Source organism: Hyphomicrobium sp. DY-1 (genome assembly GCF_047497105.1).
Classification (GTDB): domain Bacteria; phylum Pseudomonadota; class Alphaproteobacteria; order Rhizobiales; family Hyphomicrobiaceae; genus Hyphomicrobium_B.
On the sequence record NZ_CP134870.1, the window covers coordinates 2,395,244 to 2,418,249 of the forward strand.

Genomic DNA, 23,006 nt, shown 5'->3' on the forward strand with positions numbered 1-23,006 from the left:
CGTGATAGCTTGAGTTAATGCCAGAGCCCCAAAGCAGGGACCCCGGTCCCGAAATGTCGCGTTCTTTCGCGCGTAAAGTTCGTCTCAGCGCGCTGGCGTTGTTCTTTGAACGCCTTTGGCCGCGCCTATGGCTTGTGTTCGGCATTGCGATGCTGTTCGCGATGCTGTCGTTCCTGGGGTTGTGGCCGAACCTCGATCCTCTGCCGCATAAGATTTTGCTGGGCGCTTTCGCGATCGCTGCAGTCGCCGCGGTGATCTACGCGGTGCGCATTCCGTGGCCGACGCGCGATGAAGCGATCCGGCGCATCGAGCGCCGTTCGGGCGTGCCGCATCGGCCCGCGACCTCTTACGAAGATACGCTGACCTCGGGTGCCGAAAACGCCAACACCTCGGCGCTGTGGCAGGCACACCGGCAGCGGCTGGCGAAAGCCATTCAGCGGCTGAAGGTCGGTAATCCTGCGCCGCGCACGGATCGGTTCGATCCGTGGGCCGTGCGCGGGCTATTGCTGCTGCTACTGATCCCCGTCGCGGTGATGGCGACCGGCAGCCTCGGAGACCGGCTTGCGGCTGCGTTCCGCTTCGGCACGAACGAGCATGGTCCGCCTGCGCGTCTCGATGCCTGGGTCACTCCGCCGCCCTACACCGGCTTACCGCCCGTGTTGCTGGCTGATGGTTCGAAGCAGGCCGATGAGCAAACACCGGAGCAGGGCAAGTTTTTCGAGGTGCCCGATCATAGCCTGCTGACGCTGAGAGGCGTCGGCTTCGATTCCAAAGGCGTCTCGCTCGAAGTCCTCGCGGATGGCGCGACCGAGCCGCTGACCGTCAAGCCCGAGAAGCCGAAGGCCGACGCACCGAAGAACAGCGACATGGCCAATGTCGCCGAGGTTCGTTACGAGATCCGCAAGTCAGCGCGGGTGCGGGCGCTTGCGGGGTCACAAGAGCTTGGGTTGTGGACGTTCGACGTCATCGTCGATGCGCCGCCGAAGATCGCAATGACGAAGCCGATTAGCGGCACTCCGCGTGGCTCGATGCGCGTGACCTACAAGGCGGACGACGATTACGGCATTCAAAGTGCCGAGGTGAAGGTGCAAAAAATTCCGCCTAAGCCCGTCGATCCGTCGAAGGCGTGGGCGCAGCCGCCCGCGCTCACCGGGCCGCGACTGCCGCTCGAACGGCCGCCGGTGCTGAGCCTGCGCATTCCTCGTCCGGGCGCCAAGACGGTCGATACGTCGACGCTTCTCGACGTGGCTGAGAACCCGCTTGCAGGGCAACGCGTCAAGCTGTGGCTGGAAGCGACGGATGTCGGGGGCCAGATCGGGCGCAGCAAGACGATCGAAGTCGTGCTGCCGTCGCGCCGTTTCAAAAATCCGCTGGCGCGCGCCGTTGTGGAGCAGCGCGGCAAACTCATGGACGATTCGCGCAATCGGCCGATGGTCGTGCGTGCGCTCGATGCGCTGACGATGGAGCCTGAAGGGTTCATCACGGACAACGGCGTCTATCTGGGGCTCAGGTCGGTCTTTCATCGGCTCGACCGCGAGGACTCGCGCGAGGCGATCAATTCGTCGGTCTCGGAGCTTTGGCAGATCGCGCTGAAGATCGAAGACGGTGATCTTTCGCAGGCCGAGCGGGCGTTGAAAGACGCGCAGGATCGCTTGTCGGATGCCATCGAGAAAGGCGACGATAAGGAAATTCAAGACGCGATGGCGGAGCTGCGAAAGCGGCTCAATGACTATCTCAATGAGATGCAGAAGCAGGCGGAAAAGGACAATCCGTCTCAAGGCAATCCGCCAGACGATCAGAGCCAGCAACTCGGCCAGCAAGATCTCGATCAGATGATGAAGGATCTTGAAAAGAGCGCGCGGGAAGGGTCACGCGAAGATGCCGAGCGGATGCTCTCAGAGCTGCGCGAGCTGATGGATCGCCTGCAGGCGGCCAACACGCCGGAAGCACGCGCGCAGCAACAGCGCGCCGAGCAGATGATGAAGAAGCTCAATCAGCTGAGCGATCTCACCGGCAAGCAGCAGCAGCTGATGGACGATACGTTCAGCGAGCGTCGCCGCCAGGAAGGGCAGGGCGGCTCGCAGGAAGACCAGCAGGGTCAGGACGGTCAACCGCGGACCGGTTCCAAGGGCAAGCAGGGCCAGGGCCAGCAGCGCGGCGACAACGGCATGCAGGGCGATCAAGAAGGCGGCGCCGACCAGGGCGAAGGTCCGCAGGGCCAGCAGGGACAGTCCGGCGGGCAGCAGCAGCGGCGCGGCAAGGGCAGCTTGCAGGACCGGCAGGCGCAACTGCGCAACGAACTCGATCAGCTCAAGAAGGATCTTGAGCAGATGGGCGCCGGCGATCCCGACAAGCTTGGCAATGCGCAGGATGCGATGGGCAAGGCTCAGGATGCCCTGAAGCAGGGCGATCTCGACGAAGCCGCGAACCAGCAAGGCCAAGCGCTCGACCAGATGCGCCAGAGCGCGCAGCAGATGGCTGAGCAGATGCAGAAGAACGCGCAGCAGCGGCTGGGCCGAGGCGGTTCCTCACCGCGCGATCCGTTTGGACGGCCGCAGCGGGCGCAAGGTCCGGACTTCGGCAATTCGGTGAAGGTGCCGGATGCGATCGACGCCCAGCGGGCGCGTGAGATCCTCGAAGAGCTGCGCAAGCGCGCCGGTCAGAATACGCGTCCCGAGGACGAACTCGAATACATCGACCGGCTGCTGAAGCGGTTTTAATATCGGGCGCGGAGGTTGCTCGGCACGTCCGCCCCCGAATAATGCTTAGGTTAGAGTTTGGTTAGCGAGTTCTTAACGCGGTCTATGTCAAAAGGCATATGACTGTTTTTTGTCCGTCGGTCACGAAGCGCCCCGCTAGCTTTTTTGAGCCGATAATGAATCCGATTTCCTCTGCCAGCGCCTTCACCGCCCTCTCCATTCTCCAGATGCGCGAAGAGGCTAGTACGCAGTCCTCGTCGACACCTCTGCCTCCTCCATCGCTGATCGCCAAGGCCGCGTTGAAGAGCCTGTCGCACAAAGAGGCCTCTGCGGATGTCTTCAAATTTCTCGGTTCAGCTCATTTCACGACAAACTCGGCCGAAATTTTTGACGGCTTGGTGCAAGCGTTCTCGGACCCGGCGCTGCAAGATGAGTTCAGTGAAAAGATCCACGAAGAAATCGCCAACGGGCGCGCACAAGGTATCTTTGATATGGATCCCGACAACGCTCGAAACAATGCGTTGTTTGACGTGATTATTGCGCACCGCGAAGATTTTCCGCCTGAGGAGTTTTCTATAACCTTTACGACAGGGAGCGGGGCATGGGGATCGACAACCATTCCGTCGCTCAAAGACATGCCTGCTTATTTAGCCGAACAGCAAATTGCGTACCCGACAATCGGGGCGCGGAATGCTACGCCCGACAAAGACAGTGCGAAATTGGATGCGCTTCAGCAAGCGGTGAACAATCTTGTTCTGAATGGTGCGCAAACGTTCGACCAAGGATCCGTCGACGCGCAAGCTGCCTATGCGATCCTGACGCAGAAGCTCTTTTCGGACGACGAAGACCATAAGCGCGCGTCAGTCGTTCGCCCATGGGCCGACGAGCAGGGCAACTATCTCCAAGCCTGAACATTGACGAAAGGCATCCCACGCCGACTTCCATTCTGTCAGGATCGCGGTTCGTCATCGAAGGGGCGGCGGTCGGGATAAATCAGCGCTTCGATAGTTGCGATCAGGTGTTCGATCACGCGCATCATTGCGTCCTCCGTTCTTGAATTCACTGAGAGAACGGTGCGCTTCCTCCGCGCGCAGGACAAACGGCGTTACTTTACATAACGTGTAAGTTTTTGTTACATCAGCCATGGCTCGACGATTACCACCGCTGAATGCGCTCAAAGCGTTCGAGGCCGCGGCGCGGCTGTCGAGCTTTTCGCGTGCGGCTTCCGAACTCAACGTCACGCACGCTGCGATCAGCCGTCACGTGCGCGCGCTCGAAGCGGAATTTCGCACGCCACTGTTCGAACGCACGGGACGCGGCGTGGAGCTGACGGAAGTCGGCCGGTCGCTGGCGCTCGAACTTACAAAAGGGTTCGATCTTCTTGCTTCGGCGGTCAGTCAGTTCGCGCGGCCGTCGCGGCGACGCAAGCGTTTGATGGTCACATCCGATCCGGCTTTCGCCGCGCTCTGGTTGGTGCCGCGGCTCGGCGGCTTTACGGCGCAGAACCCGAATATCGACATCGTTCTTGATGCAACGCCCCGTCTCGTCAATTTCTCCAAAGAGGACGTCGACCTCGGCATCCGCTGGGGCGGCGGGGCCTGGGAAGGACTCGAAAGCAAGCCACTCGCGCTCTCTGAACTGACGCTGGTCTGCAGTCCTCAATTCTTGCGCGACAATCCATTGTTTGTCGCCTCCGATCTGGACGGCAGTCTTCTCATTCAGGAGACGGCGAAGGAATGCTGGGACGCGTGGCTTTCGGCGGCAGGCGTCGCGGACGAGGTAACGCCGTCCGGGCCGACACTTAATGGCGACCTCATCATTGCTGCAGCCGAAGCCGGGCAAGGTTTGGCGCTCGCCGATCAAATCCAGGCGGGTGATGCGCTCATCGCTGGCCGGCTTGTTCGGCCGCTCGATATCAGGGCGACGCGGTTCGGCTATTATCTCGTGCGCCGATCCGGTGCGAAGATTTCGGACGCGGCGATGGCATTCGAAACTTGGCTTGCCGCCGAACTCAAGACGTTCCAGGCGGCCCTCAAATCAATGCAGACAGCAACTTCAATCAAAAGCCGTAAGACCGGAAAAGCCAAAGCTGCTCCCCGGTCCCGCAGCGTTCGCGTGTCTTAGGGCGTTGCCGGTTTCGGCACGAAGCGCGTGAGGAAACCGCCGATCACCTGATGGCTCGTCAGTTTGGCGCCCGCCCAGCCGTCTTTCGTCGGCTCGCCCGACCACCAGCGCGAGAACTGGCGCCACATGTCGATCGGGAACCAGGTGCCGTCGCGGCCCGTTAGCGGCCCCCAATAATCGGCGCTCGTGAATTTGTATTCGATGAAGACCGAACCGGTCTTGAGCCGCAGCTCGATGCCGAACAGCGCCTGGGCGACGGGACCGGTGTACTGGTATTCGTAGGTCCGCGATGGTGCGTTCTTCGGATAGATTTCCGAATGCGGGAACGACAGACCTGCGCCCGCGCCGAAGTAGGGCGAGAAGATGCCGAGCGACGGCAGACGCATCAGGCCGTTGAGCGTCAGCATGTTGTGGCCGTGCGTCCATTCAAGTTTCTTGAAGTAATCGCCAACGCGCCCTTTTGGCGGCACCGGCTTGCCGTCAAAGGTGCCTTCCATGTCGAACTGCTGGTCGTCGAACGGCGCGTGGACTTTCGAGTGCGTGAAGTCAAGCATCGTGCCGAAGCGGCCGCTGAACCAGCGCTGGATGCGCACGCCGTAGTAAAGCGGGTTTTCGAACGGCAGTGTGAACCAGTCGATCTTCTTGATCGTCAGATCAGAGTTGCCGGGCTTCACGTAATGAAAATCGCTCGGATAGTGATAAGGCGCGCCGAGGTAGGCGCCGAAGTCGCTTTCGCGGCCGGGATGCTGGGCGGTTGAGACTGGAGGATTGGTCGCGGCGGCACGCGTATCGGAATCGTTCGGGAGCGCTGCCGCCATCACGAGCAGTCCCATCGCTGCGGCGGCTACCGTCAGCTCGACGGCGCGGGCGATGGTGGATGTCGAAGGCCTGCGAACCGATCCGGGTGCTGGCCACAAGGGTGCCAAAAGGCGTTCGCGTGCGAGCATTGAAAATCCCCCCGTTTGCCGTGCTCCTGATGCGCCGGTCTTACTGGTTGCCCGACGTTTGTTGCTGGTAGGCTTTATGCGCCTCCGCCGGGCGCTTGCAAGGCATCGAGCATACGATTCACTGCGGCAATCTGCGGCGCGTCACGAGTTAAATACTGTGGCCCTGTATAACCCCACCAATCCCAACAGCCTTGGGGGTTGGCGGCCGAATCCGCCACCTGTGGAAAAAGCACGATGAAGCGGTTGGTGTCCGCCCATCGCGCGAAGCCCGATTCCTTGATGAACGTGTCGCCGACCGCCTCGCGATTCTGGGCGCAGCCGTGAAAGGCGATGTGGACGCGGCAGCCGGGCGTCTCGGTGCAGGCCTTCGGCACGTAGACGACGCCGGTTTCCGCAAGCTCGGCGCTGTTGTCGTCACTTACGAATGGACGCTGATCGAATTCAAAGAAGTTGCCGGAGAGCGTCGTCGCGCGGGGCTGGAGATCGCCGTAGATGAATTTCAGCAGCGCGCCAGCCTGATCATAACCGCAGTTGACGACGTAGGGTTCGCTGGAAACGCTGCAGGCGCTGCCTTCATCGTCGGTGACGAACGCGTGACCCGCAGGCAGGTCTGAGACAAGGTCGATGTTGGCTTTCGGCACGCCGAGCTTTTCGTAGAATTCCGCCGCGTGCCTGACGATCGCAGGGGCAACGGTGCGATCGGATGTGCCGGTGAAGAGATAGATGCGGTCGCGAACGACGTCTGCGATCGGATCGATCTCGCCTTTGGCGGCGCGTTCTTCGGCTTTCTTCGCGAGGTCTTCGGGATCGGAGACGCCCCAGATGCCGAGCAGGTTCAGCATGCAGCCGTTGACGGCCTTGCTGAGATTCAAGATTGCCGTGCCGGTGCCTGGCATGGTGTTGGCAAAGATGCTCTCGGAGCAGCCGTAAGGGCCGCCCGCAATGATAGCGGCGCCGATCACGCGCTTGGCGTGCGCCATCTGGAATTGACCCGCCATGTAGGCGCCCGATGAGATGCCCGATACGGATGTTTCATCAACCTTGGCGCCAAGTGCGGGCAGCTGCCGCGCCGACGACGCATCGTGCTGTGCGTCGTTGCAGCCGCCATTTGCAATGGCGACTGCGATCAGGGCGAAGGCGAGCGCGAAGCTGCGGAAAAAGGAATGGCAACACATCATAGGGCGTTTGAAATCCGGAATGCGCGAAGCGTCAAAAAAATGGAATACGCAGCGCACTCTGCACCATCGGCGTTGCGGTTCCAAATGGGACTTTTGGTTTCCTGTACGCCACCGAATTTGTGTTTGAAGTCTGACTTGGCTCGGTGCTCGCTCGGGGGAGCGGATTTAGTTTGCTTAATATTGTCATCCTCGGCTTTAGGCGGAGGAGCCGTTTTGCAGTTCGTGCTGATGCTTGATGGATCCTCGGAACAAGCCCGAGGATGACATCACCGCTTACCGCACGCGGATCGCTGCGCGGTCGGTGCGGCCGTTTGCGTCGATGACGGTCAGCTTGGCGAAGCCTTCGGTGGGTTGCCATGTGGCTTCGCGCGTGTGGGTATCGGACGGAATGGGCTTGCCGTCTATGAGCCACGTCAGCGGCAGCGCGCCGCCGTCGGCTTTCAAGATCAGCGGATCGCCGTCGAGATCGGATTCGGCGATTTCCGATTGATCGGGCGGGAAAGAGATCAGCACCGGCGGTTCGAGAAATTTTCCGGCGACCGGATCGTCGCCGGGATCGCGCCAGCGTTTCAGCGGGGCGGGAAGCTCGGCGTTCGTCGCGCGGATGGCGTTCGCAGGCGCGCCGCGCAACGGCGTGCGGCCGCCGGGAACGCGCTCGAACGCGTCAAACAACATCGGCGCGGCGGCGCTGCGGCCGACGAGGCCGGGAATGCTCGAATTGTCTGGCCGGCCGACCCAGGCCGCGATCACATATTTGCCGTCGTAGCCAATCGCCCAGGCGTCGCGATAGCCGTAGGATGTGCCGGTCTTGTAGGCGAAGCGTCCGCCCTTGGCGTTGAGCGGCGGCGGCGCGTCCTTCAGAATATCGGTGACGTACCAAGCGGCGAGGGGCGACATCAGGCGGTGCGCATTGACGAGCGGCTTCAGATGCGACGTCGCCCAGACCTTGCCGCGCTCGCTCCAGCGGTGGGTCAGCATGATGCTATCGCCGCCGCGCGCGAGGGCCGCGTAGAGTTGCGTCATGTCCTCGAGCGTCAGGCCGGTGCCGCCGAGCGCCATTGCCAGCGTCGGCTCGGATTTGTCCGGAAAGCGGGCTTCGACGCCGGCGCGGCGGAAGCGGCCGACGAGCTTGCCCGGTCCAACGCGCGCGAGCACGCGGACAGCGGGTACGTTGAACGATTGCTCCAAAGCTTCGCGGATCGAAACCGTGCCGTGATAGCCCTCATCGAAATTTTTCGGCGCGTAGGTGCCGAAGCGCACCGGGCGGTCCTCGATGAGCGTTCCGGGATGCGCGAGACCGGCTTCGAAGGCGAGGCCATAGATGAACGGCTTCAGCGTCGAGCCGGGGGAGCGTATGGCGGTTGCCATATCGACAGCGCCCTGGCGATCCTTATCGAAATAATCGGCAGAGCCGACCTCGGCGAGGATTTCGCCGGTCTGGTGGTTGGCGACGATGATGGCGGTCGAGACGTTGTCGCCGATCAATCGGGCATGATCCTGGGCGAGTTGTTCGAGGCTTGCCTGCAGATAGCGGTCAAGCGTCAGTTTGATGACGCTTTCGGTCGGATGCGCGGCGACTTCGCTTTCCGACAGATGTGGCGCGAGCAGAGGGAACGCGTAACGCGCTGACGGGATGCGTTCGGCCTTGGCGCGCTCGGCTTCTGCGGCAGTGATGACGTGTGCGGCAACGGCGCGATTCAGCACGCGATTGCGGGCGTGCAATGCGGCTTTCGGGTTGCGGTCGAGACGGCGGACCTCGGGCGACTGCGGCAGGGCGACGAGCAGCGCGCATTCGCCCAACGATAAATGTTTCGGTTCCTTGCCGAAGTAAGCGAGCGAGGCTGCGCGGACGCCTTCGAGATTGCCGCCGAAGGGCGCGAGACGAAGATAGAGTTTTAAAATTTCGCGTTTTGACAGCGCGCGTTCGAGTTCGATGGCGCGGGCCATCTGGCGAAGCTTGCCGCTGGCGGTGCGTTCGTGGCGGCCGTCAAGCAGGCGAGCGACCTGCATTGTTAGCGTCGAGCCGCCGGAGACAATCCGGCCGTGACGCAGCATCTGCAGCGCGGCGCGGACGACGGCTTTGGAGTCGATGCCGTGGTGGACATAGAAGCGCTTGTCTTCGAAGGCGAAGAGCATTTTCAGATAGTGCGGATCGACGTCTTTCGGGTCGAGCGGCAGGCGCCACATGCCGTCGGTCGTGGTGAAGGCGCGAAGCAAGCGGTCATCGCGGTCGACGACGGTGGTCGAGACGGCCTTCGCGTTTTCGAGCGGCAGCGGTCCGGCATCGGCGAAGGCTTTGAGATAGAGCCCGTAGGCGCCGCCCGAGGCAACTGCGAGGACCACAATCCCCGCAATCGCGATGCGTCTCAGCGTGCTCCTCCCTCCATTCAAGAAATGGAGAGAGGAGATCTTGCTTCTAAGCGATGTCAAACGAAGCCCCAGCCGCACGTCGCGTCACTCCTTCAGCGAGACGGTCAGCGTGCCGGCCGCGGAGCGGGCGTAGCGTTCCGGCCGATACATGTCTTCGACGGTTGCCGCCGGATAGACGAACGTACCGGGCATCACGGCGCGAACGATGTAGGCAAGCATTGCCGTTGTCGGCGCGGGCTTCGCTTGCGACGTGCCGTCGGGCTGCGTGACCGTGTTGTCGCTGGTGTCGCCATTCTCGCTGTCGGACGACGAAGCCACGGCTCCGAAGTTGAAGGCCGCAACAAAGCGATCGTCGCGGAACTCGGTATGCTCGGGTGCGGCCGTCGATTTCAACCAGGAAAGGTTCGCGATCGCTCCGCTTTCGACGAGATGCGGGTTTTCGATCTCGAAGCCCGCGGGCAAGCGATCGACGACCATGACGCGGCCCGCCGGATCATCGGACGTGACCTTCACGACCATGACGAAGCGATCGTTCTGCTTCACCTTGGCCTTGCCGCCTGTAAGGCTTGCGAGATCGATCTTCTTGCCATCGACCGTGTAGGCCTCGCGTTCGATCTTGAAGCCTTTCGAGACCGGCGGCTCAGGCGTGAGTGCCGCGCCGAGAACCGAGATGACGGCATCGACGGCGGTGTCGCCGTTGTTGGTGATCGTCAGCGCGCCATTCTTCAATTCGGCGGGCGTCAGACCCTTCAGCAACGGGCCGTTCACCGGTTTACCGTCCACGGCGAGCGTCGTTGCTTTCACCTCATCGTTCAGAGCTTTCGCGGCGAGCAGCATCCAGGCTTGTTCCTGCGTGGATGTGTACGTGCGCGTCTCGTAGGCCTTGGCGATGACGGTGGCGAGCTTCGGCTGCTCTTCCCGCGCAATGCCGGTTTCGGCGGCGAGCGTGACGAGAGCTGCGCCATCGCGAAGCGTCGAGCCGTAGTCGCTGCGATAGCCGCTATCGGGCGTATCGGGCATTGCGGCGAGAGCCGCCGAGAACGTGCGCTCGGCGCGTTCCTTGTCGCCCATCATCGCGAGCGCGGCGCCGATTTGCGCTTTTGCCAGCGGCGTCGAGAAGCGGTCGATGCGTTCGTCGGCGTAGTAGCGAAGATCGCCGATGGGTGCGCGGGCGTTGCGGGCGAGAACATAGAGCGCATAGGCCCTGTCTTCGCCGCCCTTCTCGAAGTCGGACGCATAAGCGATGAAGTTTTGCAGCCGGTCGAGCGCGCGATTGAAGTTCTCGCGCGGCACGTCGTAATTCGCTTCCTTCGCACGGGTCAGGAAGTCGGTGACGTAAGCCGTCAGCCATAAGTCGGTGCTGTATGGACCCCAGACGCCGAACGCGCCTGTCGAGTCCTGCATTTCGAAGACGCGGCCGATGGCTTTCTGCACGCGCTCCTTCAGCTCTTTGTCCTGTGCGATCCCAATTTGAGCCGCGACCGCATTGGCGACGACGAGCGGCATCGCACGCGACACCGTCTGCTCGGCGCAGCCGTAGGGATAGCGGTCGAGCTGGGCGAGAAGTGTCGGCACGTCGAGGCGCGCGGCCGGTCCGACCGACATGTTGATCCGCGTGCGTGACGGGATCAGGTCGTAAGCGATATCGGACGAGACGACGAGCTTGCCGCCGGGCTTCAGTGACGAAATCGTCGTGCGCTTGATGTCGCCCGCGGGCGGGAAGACATTGAACGTCATCTCGCGCTTGACGGCGATATCATTCGGGCCGGTGACGACGGCTTTCAACGTGATCTCACCAAGCTCGGTCGGCTTGAAGACAACACGCGGCATGATGCGTTCGCCCCGCTTCAAGTCGGCCGTCTTGTCGGCAACGGGAGAGAGCATTTCGTTGCGGTCGTCGCCGGTTTTCTGGGACAGCGTGAGTTTGTACGGCGCGGCCGGCCCATCGACGTTGTGGATCGAGAAGCCGAGATCGACCTCGTCGCCAAGCGTCATGAAGCGCGGCACGGCGGCGGTCAGCGCAACGGCGTCGCGGACGATCAAATCGCCCGAGCCGTGGCCGACCTTATCCTTGCTCCAGGCAACCGCCATGAAGCGGACGGTGCCGTTGAAGTCCGGCAGATCAAACGACACGCTCGCAGTGCCGTCGTCTTTCACCTGTACGATGCCGGAATAGAGCGACACGACCGTTTCGACCGTCGGATTGCCTTGCAGCGCGGCGGTGCCGTCGCCGCCTGAGCGGAGCTTGCCGCGGTCAGCGCGCATACCGTCGATCAGCTTGCCGTAGAAGTCGCGGATTTCGAATGACAGCTTCTGCTGCTGACCGAACCACTTCTCCGGGGCGGGCGTTTCGAAGCGGGTGAGATTTAGAATGCCGAGATCGACAGCCGCAACGACGACGCGAGCGTCTTCGCCGGGTGCCAAGCCAGCAATCTTCAGCGGCACATCGACGTGTGCACCGGACTTCACCTTGTCCGGAAGTGTCACGGCAACTTTGAGCTGCTTGCTGCTCTGGTCAATCGGCAGCCAGCGGATGCCGATGGCGCGGCTCGGCATACGCTTTGCGGCTTCGTCCATTGGGCGATAGAGGATCGCGGTGGCGTAGGCACCCGGACCCCAGTTGCTATCGACGGGGATTTCGACTTCGCCGCCACCCTTGGCGATATCGACTTCTTTCATCAGGTCGAGACCGGTGCCGAGCACGGCGACGAGCGCTTTGCCGCCCAGCTTCGAGGCGATGCGCAGCTTCGCGGTGTCGCCGGCTTTGTAGTTGTCTTTATCCAGCGCGACGTCGAGCTGCTCGGGTGAATCAACTGAGTCGCCCGATGTGTACCAACCGGCGTTGAAGATGAGGCTTGAAGCCGGACCATCGGAGTCGTTCGAGGCGACGTCGAGCCGGTAGCGGCCCCACTGGATCTGCTGCGAGATCTTGGCAGCGCCGTCGGCGGTGACGGAGAGCGGGCCGCTGCCGATCTTGCGCTTCACGGTTACGGAGTCATAGGTCCAGGTGCCGTCGCGGCGATACCATTGCCACGTCGTATCGAGGCGCGTCAGCGTCCAGGTGAGGTTGCTTGACGCTTCGGCTTTACCGTCCGCTCCGAGCAGAACGACGTTGAATTCGGCGGGCTGGTCTTCGGGCGCGGTGAGGTTATCGAACAACGGCTTGATGCCGACGCGTTCAAGCTTCAGATCGACGGGCAGCGTGATGTTGCGCTCAATCGTGCGGCCACCGTCCTCACGCAGCTTGACCGAGATCGCGGCTTCCAGAGGCTTAGCCGTCTTCGGCATTTGCGGCAGCGTGATCGGGATCGACGCCTTGCCGTTCTGAGCCATCGCGAGGTTCGCCGGCAGCGCCTGACGTACCGGCGTTACGAACTCGTCAGCTTGGCCGAAGATATAGCCGGTATAACCGGGAACGTCTCCGTTCGATGCCTTGACGACGACTTCGCCTTCGAGGCCGAGCCCAGCGGCGGGCGGGCCGTAGAGATAGCGGCCATCGGCGTCAATCGCTTGGTTTTCATCCGGCGCGAGCGCCTTGATTTTCGATGAGAGCGTCATGTCGAGGCGTTCGGGGACGAAATCTTCGACGAGGAATGACCGCTCCGCGATCGGCTCTGATTTCGGATCGGTATAGAGCTTCGCACGCCAGGTGCCGGTCATTGCGGTCTTGGCGAGATGCACGACGTGCGCGCGGCCGCCGAGACCCTGATCGTTCATCAGGAAGCGCGTCTGCTCAACGCCATCGGGGCGGAAGACCATCAGCGTTGCCGGGACGGATGACGATTTGCCGAACTGATCGCGCACGAGCGCCGTGACGTTCACGTCCTCGCCGCCGCGATAGACACCGCGCTCGGTATAGACGTAGGCATCGACGGGGCCGGACGGATCGCGGCCCTGCACGCCGCGGTCGGAGAGATCGAAGGCGTTGAGCGTCAGATCGAGGAAAGCGTATTCGCCTTCGCCTTTCTGTGCGACGAGGATTGCGGGCGCCGAGCCGCCTTCGCCTTTGGTGATCGCGGCGTCGAACTTGGCGTAGCCATGCTCGTCGGTCGTGGCAGTCGCAAGCACCTCATTGTTTTTGGCAATCAGCTTCACAGACGTGCCGCCGACAGCGATGGCGTCGCTCAGCGAACGGACGAACGCGTGCACGCCGTCATTGCCGCTGAACGCGGTGAGGCCGAGGTCGGAAACGATGAACCACTGCGTCGCGCGTTCATAGCTCTCCTGCTTTTGCTTTTCGGAGGGCTTGGCGACCATGACGTAGACACCCGGTTCGAGCTTGCCGGTGGCGTCGGTCACGGGCACGGCGGTCGTCACGTCCTCGTTGAGCTTGGAGGCAATGTCCATCTGGCCTTCGTAGACCTTGATGCCCGAACGATCGCGAATGTTGTCGACGTCGTAGCTCGAAAGCTGGCGCGCCATGTCGCCGTTTTGCAGCGTCGTCGCGAGGTTACGGTCGCCGATGCGATAAACTTCGACGTCGATCTTGCTGGTGTTCGTCGTCGTTACCGGAATGCCCTGCTGGCCGCGTGAGGGCAGCACATAGGCTTTGCCGCCGAAGCGGACGTACGGCGTGCGGTCGGGAATGTAGACGGCGATGTCGGAGGTTTTCAGCAGTTTCTCGCCGATGTCGGACGGCAGTCCGGCACGGATCTGAACCTGATAGCGTTCGCCGTACTTCAGGCCTTCGAGGCAAAGCTGCTTGCCGTCCTGCACGAGGTTTTGCGGGTCTTTGCCGCCGACGGAAATGAATTTCGCAACGTCGGTCTGCGTGCGCGACAGGTCTTCTGAGAACTGCAGGCAGAGGCGCGGCGGCGTCGCGTCGTTGTCGGTCTTGTAATCGGTCATGCGGAAGCCGTACTGGCCGCGCAGCTTGTCATACATTTCGCGTGTGGTCTGGTCGTCGGCGAGCGCGAGGCTGAGGCTCAGCGCGTCGATCGCGGGACGCCAATAGGAGCGGGCCTCGAGCGTGCGCCCGAGCACGTAAAGCGCGTGGGCTTTCTCGTTCTTATCGGTTGCGCGCTGGTAGCCGGTGTAAGCCGCGCCGGAGGCATAGATCGCGAGATCGTAGCGTTCGCTCGTATTATTGGGATCAGGCGGAATGGCGAGAAGCGCTTCGGCGAGGCGCGTCCAGGCAGCAGAGTCCTGAGCGTTTGCCGAGACGACATTGGCGAGCGCGCGAGAGGCGGCCCGCGGATCGCTCGCAAAGTCTTTTTCGGCCTGAGCTTTCAGCGCGGCGGGCGTTTTGCCGTCCGGTTTCCAGTTGGCCTTGAGATAGGCCTCATAGCGTTTGGCATCGGCGGCGATGCCCTGATGCAGGAACGGTTTGGGATCGGCGCTGGCGGTTGCGAAGGTCGCCAGCATGAGCGTGAAAACCGCTGCAAGGCGCGCGAGGAAAATCATGGGGGTGGCATCCTGTGTGAAAGCCTCGACGTCCGAGTGCGCGAGCACGCGGTCTCACGCGCTCAACGAAGCTCTGGTGGAGTATCGCCAGTTGGCGTTTCAAGCAAAAGACCAACAAGGTCCAAAGGCCGAAGCGCGGCGATAATTAGGAATTTCCGGTGCTTGCGCGTTCTTGCGGCCTTTTTCCTGCGTTGGCTCAGGCAAGCAATTTATCACCGCGCCGAGGGGCGGGGATAAGTTTCGGTTTGGGGAATTTTTGAAAGGTGTTCGCCTTGTCCCTTCGGGGGCGAAGTCGAAGGCGTAAAAACGCAAATGCCACCTTCGGCACGAAGCCGAAGATGGCATTAAAGATCTGCCGTGTCGCCGATGGCCCCTTCGTTAATGACGCGGGCGCAGCGGGAGCGCGTTGGCGTCATCCGACTGGGCGGCGATGATTTCCGGCGAGAGCGCTTCGGTGCGCGGCAGTTTCCGCGGACGGGCACGCTTCCAGAGCTTCTCAAACGAGGCGAGCGCGAAGACGGCGTTCGTCGCATCATCGCCGTGGTAAAGCTCGAAGGCGTCGCGCTTGGTGGGATCGCGGCGGAGGCAATCGCCGATCCAGACGCGCGTCGATCCGACGGTCAGCTGTTCGTGGGCTGGTGCGAAGCTCGCCTCGCCGAGAACACGATATTCCACATCTGCGACGTCGAGGAGTGACGGTGACGATGGTTCTTCGACGGTCGTGTCTCCGACGACAAGGAGAATGCGTGCGCCTGCGATCAGGCCATCGGACCAGGCGGCATGAAGCGCGCGCGCGGCCGGGCTATCCGGGTTGCGGACAAAGAGCGTCAGGCAAATTTCACGTGCCGGATTTCCACCGCGGGCAGTGAAGGCCTCGCCGATGAAGTCCTTGAGCCGTGCTTCCTTATCCGTTCGAGACATCATCATTGGCCGCGAAGGTGAAGCGATGCGCATTTATTCTTTCCCATTTCGAGCCGGTCATGTTCGGAGATCGAACTGCCCCCCGCTGGGCATCCGGCGACCCCATTAAGCCAAGAAGAATGTTAAACAAGCGTTGCGGCTCGGTTCCTTTTAAGGCGAACATCGTTATCCCGTTTTCTATCCAACGCTTTTTCATTCGGCGGCGGGTGGGGCGATGCGGCGAATAAAGGCGCGGTCGTCGTCCGAGAGCTGATCTTCCGAATGAAATGCGACGATCCGGCCGTGATTCGGAGGGGTGGCGCGATCGGGCTGATCGTCGTCGGCATCGGCCGATATGACGTGCCTTTGCGCATCGAAGGCACGCATCGCGGCTTTTAACGAATCCGGCATAACGGCCTCGCTGACGGGAACGGAAAATGTTGCAGTTTCGCGCTGGAGGGTGACGCTGGCGCGCGGTTCGACGGACCGAGGAATTGTCACGACGGTCGCGGGGCGGGGTTCGGGCAGCGGCGGTGGCTCGCTTGGCGTGGCGCGGCTGGTGTTGCTGTTGGCGGCTTTGACGGTGACGTCGGCTTCCGGCTCGGGCTTGGCGACAGGGCGTCTGACGCGCGGCGCTTGCGGCGGCGAGAATTCCGGTTCCGGGCGGTAGATACCGGCGTAGGGGCCGAAGCGCGCTGCGTGCTCCGGGTCGATGGCGCCGTCGGGTCTGGCGCTGCGAATGTCGGCGTCGAATTTTGGACGTGGCGCTGGTTCGTCCGGTTTGAACGCGTCCGTTTCAATTTGCTGGGCGGCGTTGGGCGTGTGCTTTGTTTCCGGCGATGGCGCCGACGGCACGGGCGATGACGGCGCGGCATCGTGCTCGTCGATGTCGTGGCGGCGCAACTCGTTGCGTTCGGCGCGGCGGGCGGCACCCATGACGGCGCCGAGGATGATGTCGGACCAAGCGCCGTTCGTGAACTTATAGACGCGGAACGAGTCCGAGTTCGCAAACTTCGAACCCTGGCGCGCCAGCCGCCTCTGGACGCTGCCGGTCGTCGGCAGCAGCGTGCGCTTGAAAATCTTTTCGCGCTCGAAGCTCGCGAACAAGTTGGCCAGAAGCTGGGCTTCGACGCGCAGGTTCTCGCGTTCGGCCGGATTGAGACGCGGCGGCGCATCGAGCGGCACGGCAACGTAGTAATCGCCATTCATGTCGAAGACGACATGGCGGAACAGCTCGAAGTTTTCGCGGATCTGCTTGTCGCGGTGAATGTCGTTGAAGCGCGACAGGATTTCGATCACCGGACCGCGCTCGGCGGCTTGCATCTTCGGCACGAGACCGTCGAGACGGCCGCCGGGGCGCTTGCCCATCGAGACGAGGAAGAGACAAAGATCGACGAACAGCGCGACTGCAAGCGGAACATAGTCGCGCTTCGACAAGCCCGCCGCCTGATCGTCGGCGTTGCGCATTTCGGCAGGGTTCTCAACTGATTGTATCGCCTTCTTTTGCAGTTCGCGCAGTTGGTCGGCGGACGGCGGCATCTTGAACGAGAGCAGGCCGTAGAAGGTCGTCGTCAGCCGGCGGAAGGCTTCGATGGTCGCTTCCGAGCCTTCGACGGTCGCGATCTCGGGCTTCCGCAGTTCAGGCAGTTGATCGATGGCTTTGACAACGCCGCGGAGCGCCATCTGCAATTGCGGATCGGGGCAGGTGACGGTGCCGTTCCGGCCGTCGCTGAAGGTCGTACGCTCGGCGCGGTCGGCGAGATCGGAACGGATCTGGCGAAGCTGCGGATCGGTGCGGAAGGCGTTGAAGCCCGTCGCCGTCAGGTCAAGCTTGCGTCCAAGCGCGCGCATGAACTCATTACGCGTTCCCGTCTTGGGATCGAACGTAGAGGCGTCGGCCGAGACGATTTTCGTCAAGTCGCCGTTCAGTGCTTCCATATCCGTTTTCACGGCGCCGATCCGACCCTTCACAAAGTCGGACGCGAAGGAGAAACGCTGAGCATCGTCTTCGCGCATCTTCCGGCGCGGTCCGTCGCCCGGTTTCGAGTTTGGACATGAGGTGCCTTTCGTCTGTTCGAGTTGTGCCTTCTCTGTCGAGACCTGGGTGAGCTGGGTCAGCGTCGCCTGCAATTGTTCGAGCCGTGTCTCGGCGCCGTGCAGCGCGTTCTGGACTTCGGAGACGGCGCTTTCGGCCGAGCGCGTCGCCTCACCGCGGCTTTCGAGAACCTTCCAGTAAAACCCAAAGCCGAATCCGATCGAGATCAGCGACAGGAAGATGTAGCCGCCGGCATAGGAAAGTTTCGTGACGAAGGGATGCGGGCGAAAAAGCTGGTCGAGCAGCCAGACGATCATCGTCATCAGCATCGCCACCGAGAAGCCGACGATGACGCGATGGACGATCGGCAGATCGCCCATGTTGGCTTCGATCAGTTCGAGCATGCCGACGTAGGTTGCGACCCAGGACAGCGCGCCGAGTCCGACAATGAGGATGGCGCGCTTCCAGTCGCGGGGAGGCTTTTGCTGCGTGTCTGCTTCGGCGCGTGCGTCTGCACAGAGGCGCAGTGAGCCTGCCTCGCCTCCGCGTTCCGCGCCTTTCCGGTTCATGTCTGCCAACCCTACCCAAGAGAGGCGTCAAGACTCCGCGGCCAGTCGGCGTTTTTGATGGTTAAACTGCGGCTGAGCAATGTCGGACTTCCGGCCGTTTTTCAGCGCGTCGATGAATGGCAGAGTGAGTTTGCATGCTGATATGACGCGAACGCTAAATCTCGGCCTTCAAGTTGGAGAAAGCTCTTCGAAGATATTTGGAGACGGGGTGTGCACCGTTGTCTGCAGCCCAAGCTTCGGTCGCAAGCCGAAGAGCTCCGACCGATGCCATTGCGACGAGCCTGAGGGCCTGCTGTCTTCCTGGCTGGGGCCATAGCGTTATCAAAGCTTGGAAAATCGCTTCTTCCTGTTTGATATATTTTACCTGCTTGCTCGCGCGCAGGGTTTCCGTGGAACGCAAAAGCCGATCAATGACAATGTTGTCGTCCGAGTTGTAAGCGGACGCGAGCTTCAGCATCGCGTTGGCAACGGCATCGAATGGTTCCTGATCCGTGGATTCCGCCAGCACCGCGGCCCGCAAAGCTTCCGCAATGCCCGACTGCCACGCCAGAAGAATGTCTTCTTTCGACGAAAAATACGAAAAAACGGTGCGCCGGGAAATCTCGGCCGCTTCCGCAATATCGTCCAAGGTGGTCTCGTCGTAGCCGTTTTTCACGAACAGCCCGAGCGCCGTCTCTGCGATGCGCTGCCTCGTCTCGAGCCGCTTGCGCTCTCGAATTCCAGTATCCTGCGGAGCGGCTTCCTTTTTTTTGTCGTCGGACAATTCCCAACCTTCTTGTAAATTTGCACTCGGTGCAATATCTTTTGCACTCAGTGCAGTTTTGATTTCGAGAAAGGCAAAGATTAGTGCAACGTTGGACCGTTACCGATATGCCTTCTCAACAAGGTCGCTCAGCTATCGTCACGGGTGCCGGCGGACTCGGATTTGAGGATGCCCTAGCACTCGCAGGAGCTAGCGGCGAGGTGATCATCGCCGGACGCAACCCAGAGAAGGGCGAACAGGCTGTCAAAAGGATACGCGAGGACATTCCTGCTGCAAACGTTCGTTTTGAACTTTTGGATCTTGGCGACCTGCGATCCATCGCCGACTTCGGCAGTCGCTTGCGGGCGCAACGCGACAGCCTCGACCTACTGATCAATAATGCCGGGGTGATGATGCCACCGCAACGGCGCGAAACCTCCGACGGGTTCGAACTTCAGATTGGCACCAACTATATTGGTCATTTCGCACTTACTGGCCATCTTCTGCCGCTCTTGAAAAAAGGTAACAAGCCGCGCGTCGTTTCGCTTTCGAGTTTGGCAGCGCGCGACGGCCGCATCGATTTCGAGGACTTTCAGGCGAAGGGGCGCTACAAGCCGATGTCGGCCTACAGCCAGTCGAAGCTCGCCTGCCTTATGTATGCATTTGAATTCGAACGGCGCAGCCTAGCGCAGGGTTGGGGGATCTCCAGCATCGCGGCACATCCAGGTATCTCGCGGACCGAGCTGTTGCCGAACGGGGCGGGAAGATTCGGCGCCGCGGGCCTCCTACGGTCGCTTGCCTGGTTTTTATTTCAGCCGGCGGCGCAAGGTGCGTTGCCGACGCTCTATGCTGCGACATCGCCCTTGGCTGAAGGCGGCTCCTACTATGGGCCCAATGGCTGGAACGAACTGCGGGGCTATCCGGGGCTGGCAGTCGTGCCCGATCGCGCGAAAGATAGCGTCGTCGCATCGAGGTTATGGGCCTTCTCTGAAGCGCTGACCGGCGTCGAATATCGCTAGTTGGTTCCGCCAATCAGGCGCGAAAGTTTTCATGGGCCGTGAGCCGGCGCAGCGTCAGCTATTTCTTTTGTCGGTGTTCGCGTAGCTGCGACCGGCACTCCGCGCCGTCGCGGGAGGAAGTCGCGGCGCGGGTGAGATTTTGCGTCGTCTTCGAGGTCGTGAAGCAAGACGTCGAGCAGGGGTGCTGCGATCTGGGCCGCGTGCAAATGGCGAGCCCAGGGGCGCGATGCGTTTCCGGTCCCGACGAGTACGACATACGAATAAGCGGCGCCGTTCGTGAATTGCAATCCGCCCGAGGCCCAGGTGTCGACCGTCGCGTCGGGGTCCAGCGTGACGGAGGTTCCGGTTTTCGCGAAGTGCACTCGGAGGTCGCCACGGCGTCGCGCGCACCATTTGCTGAGGCTTCTCAGTGTGCCGTAGGATTGTCCGCCGGTCTGATAGCAAAGCGGGGCTTCGAGAAGCGCGCGGATCAAGCCGGTGGCGCCCGGGCGGATCAAGGCTTTCGGGATGATCGCAGGACTCGCCTGGGCCGCTATGCCGGCGCCGCCTTGGCCTTTCTGCGTGTAGTCGTATGCAGCGATCAGCGTTGGCGGGCGCATCGGCTGCGTGCTGCGGCCGATGAGAGACGCGAGAATGAGGCTCGACATGAAGTGGACGCGTCGCGGCGCGGCCGCCACTTGCCCGAGGACGACGGCGGTTGATGGCGGCGTGCCGCCTTGCGCGGCGGCGGGCGGCATCGTGAAACCGAAGCCGTCGATCAGCCGCTTGATCGGCGTTTGCCCAAGTTGCGCGCCGCGAGTGATGAGCGGCGCATTAAGCGAGCATGCAAACGCGACGATAGCTTTGCGGCTGCCGGTGCTCCCGCCTTTAGCGCATGTATCAAGTCCTTGTGCGGGCGCTTGCGGATCGGTGTAGAGACTGCCGGGTCCATCGCGGCCCTGGTTGGCGAGCGCGACGGCCAGGATCATCTTGCCGGTCGAAGCGACCTGTCGGCTTTCGAGTGATGGATCGTAAAAGCCGGTATCGGAGCGGCGGGCTGGGAGCGAGCCGAAGTAGGCCGCGGTCTCGCCGGATTCGTAATAGCGGACGATGTTGCCGTTGCCGTCGGCCGCGACGACGATGACGTTCGGAAGCGTCTTGTCCGCGGTTACCTTTTTCGGATCGAGCGTGAAGGCCGGGTCGATGCGGGAGGCCCATTTTGTGTCCAGAACGGAGAGTTCCGCATCAATCTTATCGCGGAAGGCGAGGTTGTCGCCGATGTCGAAAGTCGTCGTTACGCCGCGGATGTAGTCGCGCCAGGCGAATCCGTAACGCTGCTTCATCTCTTCGCGGATGCCGAAGCGCGCGGCGGGCAGCAGCAGGTTGGCGCGGATCATCGGGTTGGCTTCGGCGCGTTTCATTTCATGCGGCGCGAAGCGTTCGAGGGCGGCTTCGAGTTTTGGTTTGACTTTCGGATCGGGCGGCCCGCCCGCCAGGGCCATCAGCTCGAAGACGACTTTGCGCTGTTCGGCTTCGTCGGTGATGAGCTTTTCGGCGCAGGTGCGGGCACGCACCTCTGTGATGTAGCGCCAGCGGTCGAGGCGGACGGCATTCAGGCGGTCGCTGCCTTCGAGCAGGATGATCGGCTTGTTGACGGCTGAGGCGAGCACGAACTGCTCGGCAGTCGAGAGGTCTTTTGCTTCCTTGCCGAACACGACCTGGCTCGTGACTTCCACGCCGTGAAGAGGCTGGCCGCCGGTTCGCTGGGCGAGCCAGATGTGGTTCGCGGCCCATTGCTTCAGCAGCGTGTCGTCACCGCCGCGCGTGAGGTCGCGGTAGATGACGGGCGCGAGCCACCATTCCCCGAACTTGCGCCTGAGTTTGTCGATGCCGCTTTCGTCGGCGCTTGGCGGGGTTTTGTAGATGACGCGCGCGAACTGCATAGGCAGCGTCGAGCCGCCAACGCCCAGAGAAGGGCGACCAGACGCGATCGTTCGCGTGACGGCGGTCACCGGAATTTTCAGGACGCCGAGAAGGTCGATGCCGAACGGATTGAGCGGACCGCCGAGATAACGATCTTCGTGGTACGAGAGGCAGCGCCAGTATTGTTCCGGCACTGTGCGCACGGGGATCGATTTGTGATCGGGGTTTGCGACGTAATCGCCGAGCGCGATGGCGCTGTCGGTATAGTTCACATCTCGCAGGCTATCGAGGCGCGGATCAAAGGTGCCGACGAAGTTACCCTTTGGGTCATAGATCGCTGTCGCGAGCCAGCGCTCGGCATCGTAGCCGAGTTTGTCGTGCATAGATACATCTCCGAGGTAGCCTCGGATGGGCGCAGCGATATAGACTAGGATCAGCGCGAAGAAGACGTAGACGATCGCGGCTGTGAAGACGTGACGGAGCGGCCCGAGCTTCGGGTTGAACGCCACCGCCATCATCAGCCAACGCGCAATCCAACGCGGTGCCCAGAGGCAGAAGTCCGCGAGGGCGGTCAGATGCCGCAGAAGACGTAACATCGGTGTCGCAAAGCCGCGCTAATGCCGTCGCCGGGGACGGGCGGCGGCTCAGCACGGATTGTTAGTTGACCTTTGCGGCGTCAACTCAACGGACTCTGGGCGGTTTCGGTGCCCGGAGACGGCAAATATGTGGCCTGCGCTGGCAGCCGATAGCTGCAAGCGAGTGATATGACTTGTTGATCGGCAAGCCTGACGGCTCGCCGGATCAGAAGTTGTTCATAAGAATGAAAAGGCCGACGCCAACGGCCGGACCGATGAGGGCCGCAACGACCATCATCACGAATGGTTTCGCCACCATAACTCTTTACCCCGCACTCGAACTTTTAAGTTCTCTCCACTGTTACGCGCGGCCCTAAGCGATGATCCAACCGGTTTGCCCCCTCGGTTGCCGCATCTCATTCCACTGAAAGGAGCCGCCCCCGATCAGCGCTGCCGGGCATAAACCCCTCTTCCCAGCTTTATCAGGATACAGCCTTGCAAAAAAACTTGACAGGGCCTGCCTCGATTTTGCAGTCGCCGTAG

At 61.9% G+C, this 23,006-nt stretch carries 12 protein-coding genes; 4 read left to right on the top strand and 8 right to left on the bottom strand.

The window, feature by feature from the left end; translation table 11 throughout:
* Positions 1-53: 53 nt before the first annotated feature.
* The 3 genes from RLW41_RS11375 (at position 54) to RLW41_RS11385 (ending at position 4,823) form a co-directional block, all read left to right on the top strand.
* On the top strand, positions 54-2,720 hold the full coding sequence (locus RLW41_RS11375) for a TIGR02302 family protein (protein WP_414461486.1): 2,667 nt from the start codon (positions 54-56) through the stop codon (positions 2,718-2,720).
* A gap of 155 nt (positions 2,721-2,875) precedes the next feature.
* Positions 2,876-3,610, top strand: coding sequence for a hypothetical protein (locus RLW41_RS11380; protein ID WP_414461487.1), 735 nt, complete (start codon positions 2,876-2,878; stop codon positions 3,608-3,610).
* A gap of 232 nt (positions 3,611-3,842) precedes the next feature.
* Positions 3,843-4,823 carry a LysR substrate-binding domain-containing protein gene (locus tag RLW41_RS11385; protein ID WP_414461488.1) on the top strand — a complete coding sequence of 327 codons (981 nt, stop codon included), beginning with the start codon at positions 3,843-3,845 and terminating at the stop codon, positions 4,821-4,823.
* On the opposite strand, the gene RLW41_RS11390 is transcribed toward RLW41_RS11385, so the two are convergent.
* The 7 genes from RLW41_RS11390 to RLW41_RS11420 all read right to left on the bottom strand — a co-directional run bounded on the left by RLW41_RS11390 (position 4,820) and on the right by RLW41_RS11420 (position 18,988).
* Positions 4,820-5,770 (bottom strand): hypothetical protein, encoded by a 951-nt coding sequence (locus RLW41_RS11390; protein ID WP_414461489.1) that lies wholly within the window; start codon positions 5,768-5,770, stop codon positions 4,820-4,822. The two genes, RLW41_RS11385 and RLW41_RS11390, sit on opposite strands and share 4 nt — an antisense overlap.
* 74 nt (positions 5,771-5,844) lie before the next feature.
* Positions 5,845-6,948, bottom strand: coding sequence for a poly(3-hydroxybutyrate) depolymerase (locus tag RLW41_RS11395; protein WP_414461490.1), 1,104 nt, complete (start codon positions 6,946-6,948; stop codon positions 5,845-5,847).
* Between the two features lie 273 nt (positions 6,949-7,221).
* Positions 7,222-9,291 carry a penicillin-binding protein 1C gene (gene pbpC / locus RLW41_RS11400; RefSeq protein ID WP_414461491.1) on the bottom strand — a complete coding sequence of 690 codons (2,070 nt, stop codon included), beginning with the start codon at positions 9,289-9,291 and terminating at the stop codon, positions 7,222-7,224.
* Positions 9,292-9,402: 111 nt separating this feature from the next.
* Entirely contained in the window at positions 9,403-14,721 is a 5,319-nt protein-coding gene (locus RLW41_RS11405; RefSeq protein ID WP_414461492.1) for an alpha-2-macroglobulin family protein, read from the bottom strand.
* 378 nt (positions 14,722-15,099) lie between these two features.
* The gene (locus tag RLW41_RS11410; RefSeq protein ID WP_414461493.1) at positions 15,100-15,675 is read right to left on the bottom strand and encodes a hypothetical protein; all 576 of its coding nucleotides are present in this window, start codon (positions 15,673-15,675) and stop codon (positions 15,100-15,102) included.
* 159 nt (positions 15,676-15,834) lie between these two features.
* The gene (locus RLW41_RS11415) at positions 15,835-18,225 is read right to left on the bottom strand and encodes a hypothetical protein (protein WP_414461494.1); all 2,391 of its coding nucleotides are present in this window, start codon (positions 18,223-18,225) and stop codon (positions 15,835-15,837) included.
* 154 nt (positions 18,226-18,379) lie between these two features.
* Positions 18,380-18,988 (bottom strand): TetR/AcrR family transcriptional regulator, encoded by a 609-nt coding sequence (locus RLW41_RS11420; protein ID WP_414461495.1) that lies wholly within the window; start codon positions 18,986-18,988, stop codon positions 18,380-18,382.
* A gap of 83 nt (positions 18,989-19,071) precedes the next feature.
* On the opposite strand from RLW41_RS11420, the gene RLW41_RS11425 reads away from it, so the two are divergent.
* Complete coding sequence (locus tag RLW41_RS11425; RefSeq protein ID WP_414461496.1) at positions 19,072-19,986, top strand: SDR family oxidoreductase; 915 nt, start codon at positions 19,072-19,074, stop codon at positions 19,984-19,986.
* A 29-nt stretch (positions 19,987-20,015) separates the two neighbouring features.
* Here RLW41_RS11425 and RLW41_RS11430 read toward each other — a convergent pair whose 3' ends face one another.
* On the bottom strand, positions 20,016-22,484 hold the full coding sequence (locus RLW41_RS11430; RefSeq protein ID WP_414461497.1) for a transglycosylase domain-containing protein: 2,469 nt from the start codon (positions 22,482-22,484) through the stop codon (positions 20,016-20,018).
* Between the last annotated feature and the right edge of the window lie 522 nt (positions 22,485-23,006).

Excerpts from the sequence above, each read along its gene's own strand:
- RLW41_RS11375 (WP_414461486.1), top strand. The coding sequence starts at position 54 with ATGTCGCGTTCTTTCGCGCGTAAAGTTCGTCTCAGCGCGCTGGCGTTG.
- RLW41_RS11380 (WP_414461487.1), top strand. The coding sequence starts at position 2,876 with ATGAATCCGATTTCCTCTGCCAGCGCCTTCACCGCCCTCTCCATTCTC.
- RLW41_RS11385 (WP_414461488.1), top strand. The coding sequence starts at position 3,843 with ATGGCTCGACGATTACCACCGCTGAATGCGCTCAAAGCGTTCGAGGCC.
- RLW41_RS11390 (WP_414461489.1), bottom strand. The coding sequence starts at position 5,770 with ATGCTCGCACGCGAACGCCTTTTGGCACCCTTGTGGCCAGCACCCGGA.
- RLW41_RS11395 (WP_414461490.1), bottom strand. The coding sequence starts at position 6,948 with ATGATGTGTTGCCATTCCTTTTTCCGCAGCTTCGCGCTCGCCTTCGCC.
- RLW41_RS11405 (WP_414461492.1), bottom strand. The coding sequence starts at position 14,721 with ATGATTTTCCTCGCGCGCCTTGCAGCGGTTTTCACGCTCATGCTGGCG.
- RLW41_RS11410 (WP_414461493.1), bottom strand. The coding sequence starts at position 15,675 with ATGCGCATCGCTTCACCTTCGCGGCCAATGATGATGTCTCGAACGGAT.
- RLW41_RS11415 (WP_414461494.1), bottom strand. The coding sequence starts at position 18,225 with ATGAACCGGAAAGGCGCGGAACGCGGAGGCGAGGCAGGCTCACTGCGC.
- RLW41_RS11430 (WP_414461497.1), bottom strand. The coding sequence starts at position 22,484 with ATGTTACGTCTTCTGCGGCATCTGACCGCCCTCGCGGACTTCTGCCTC.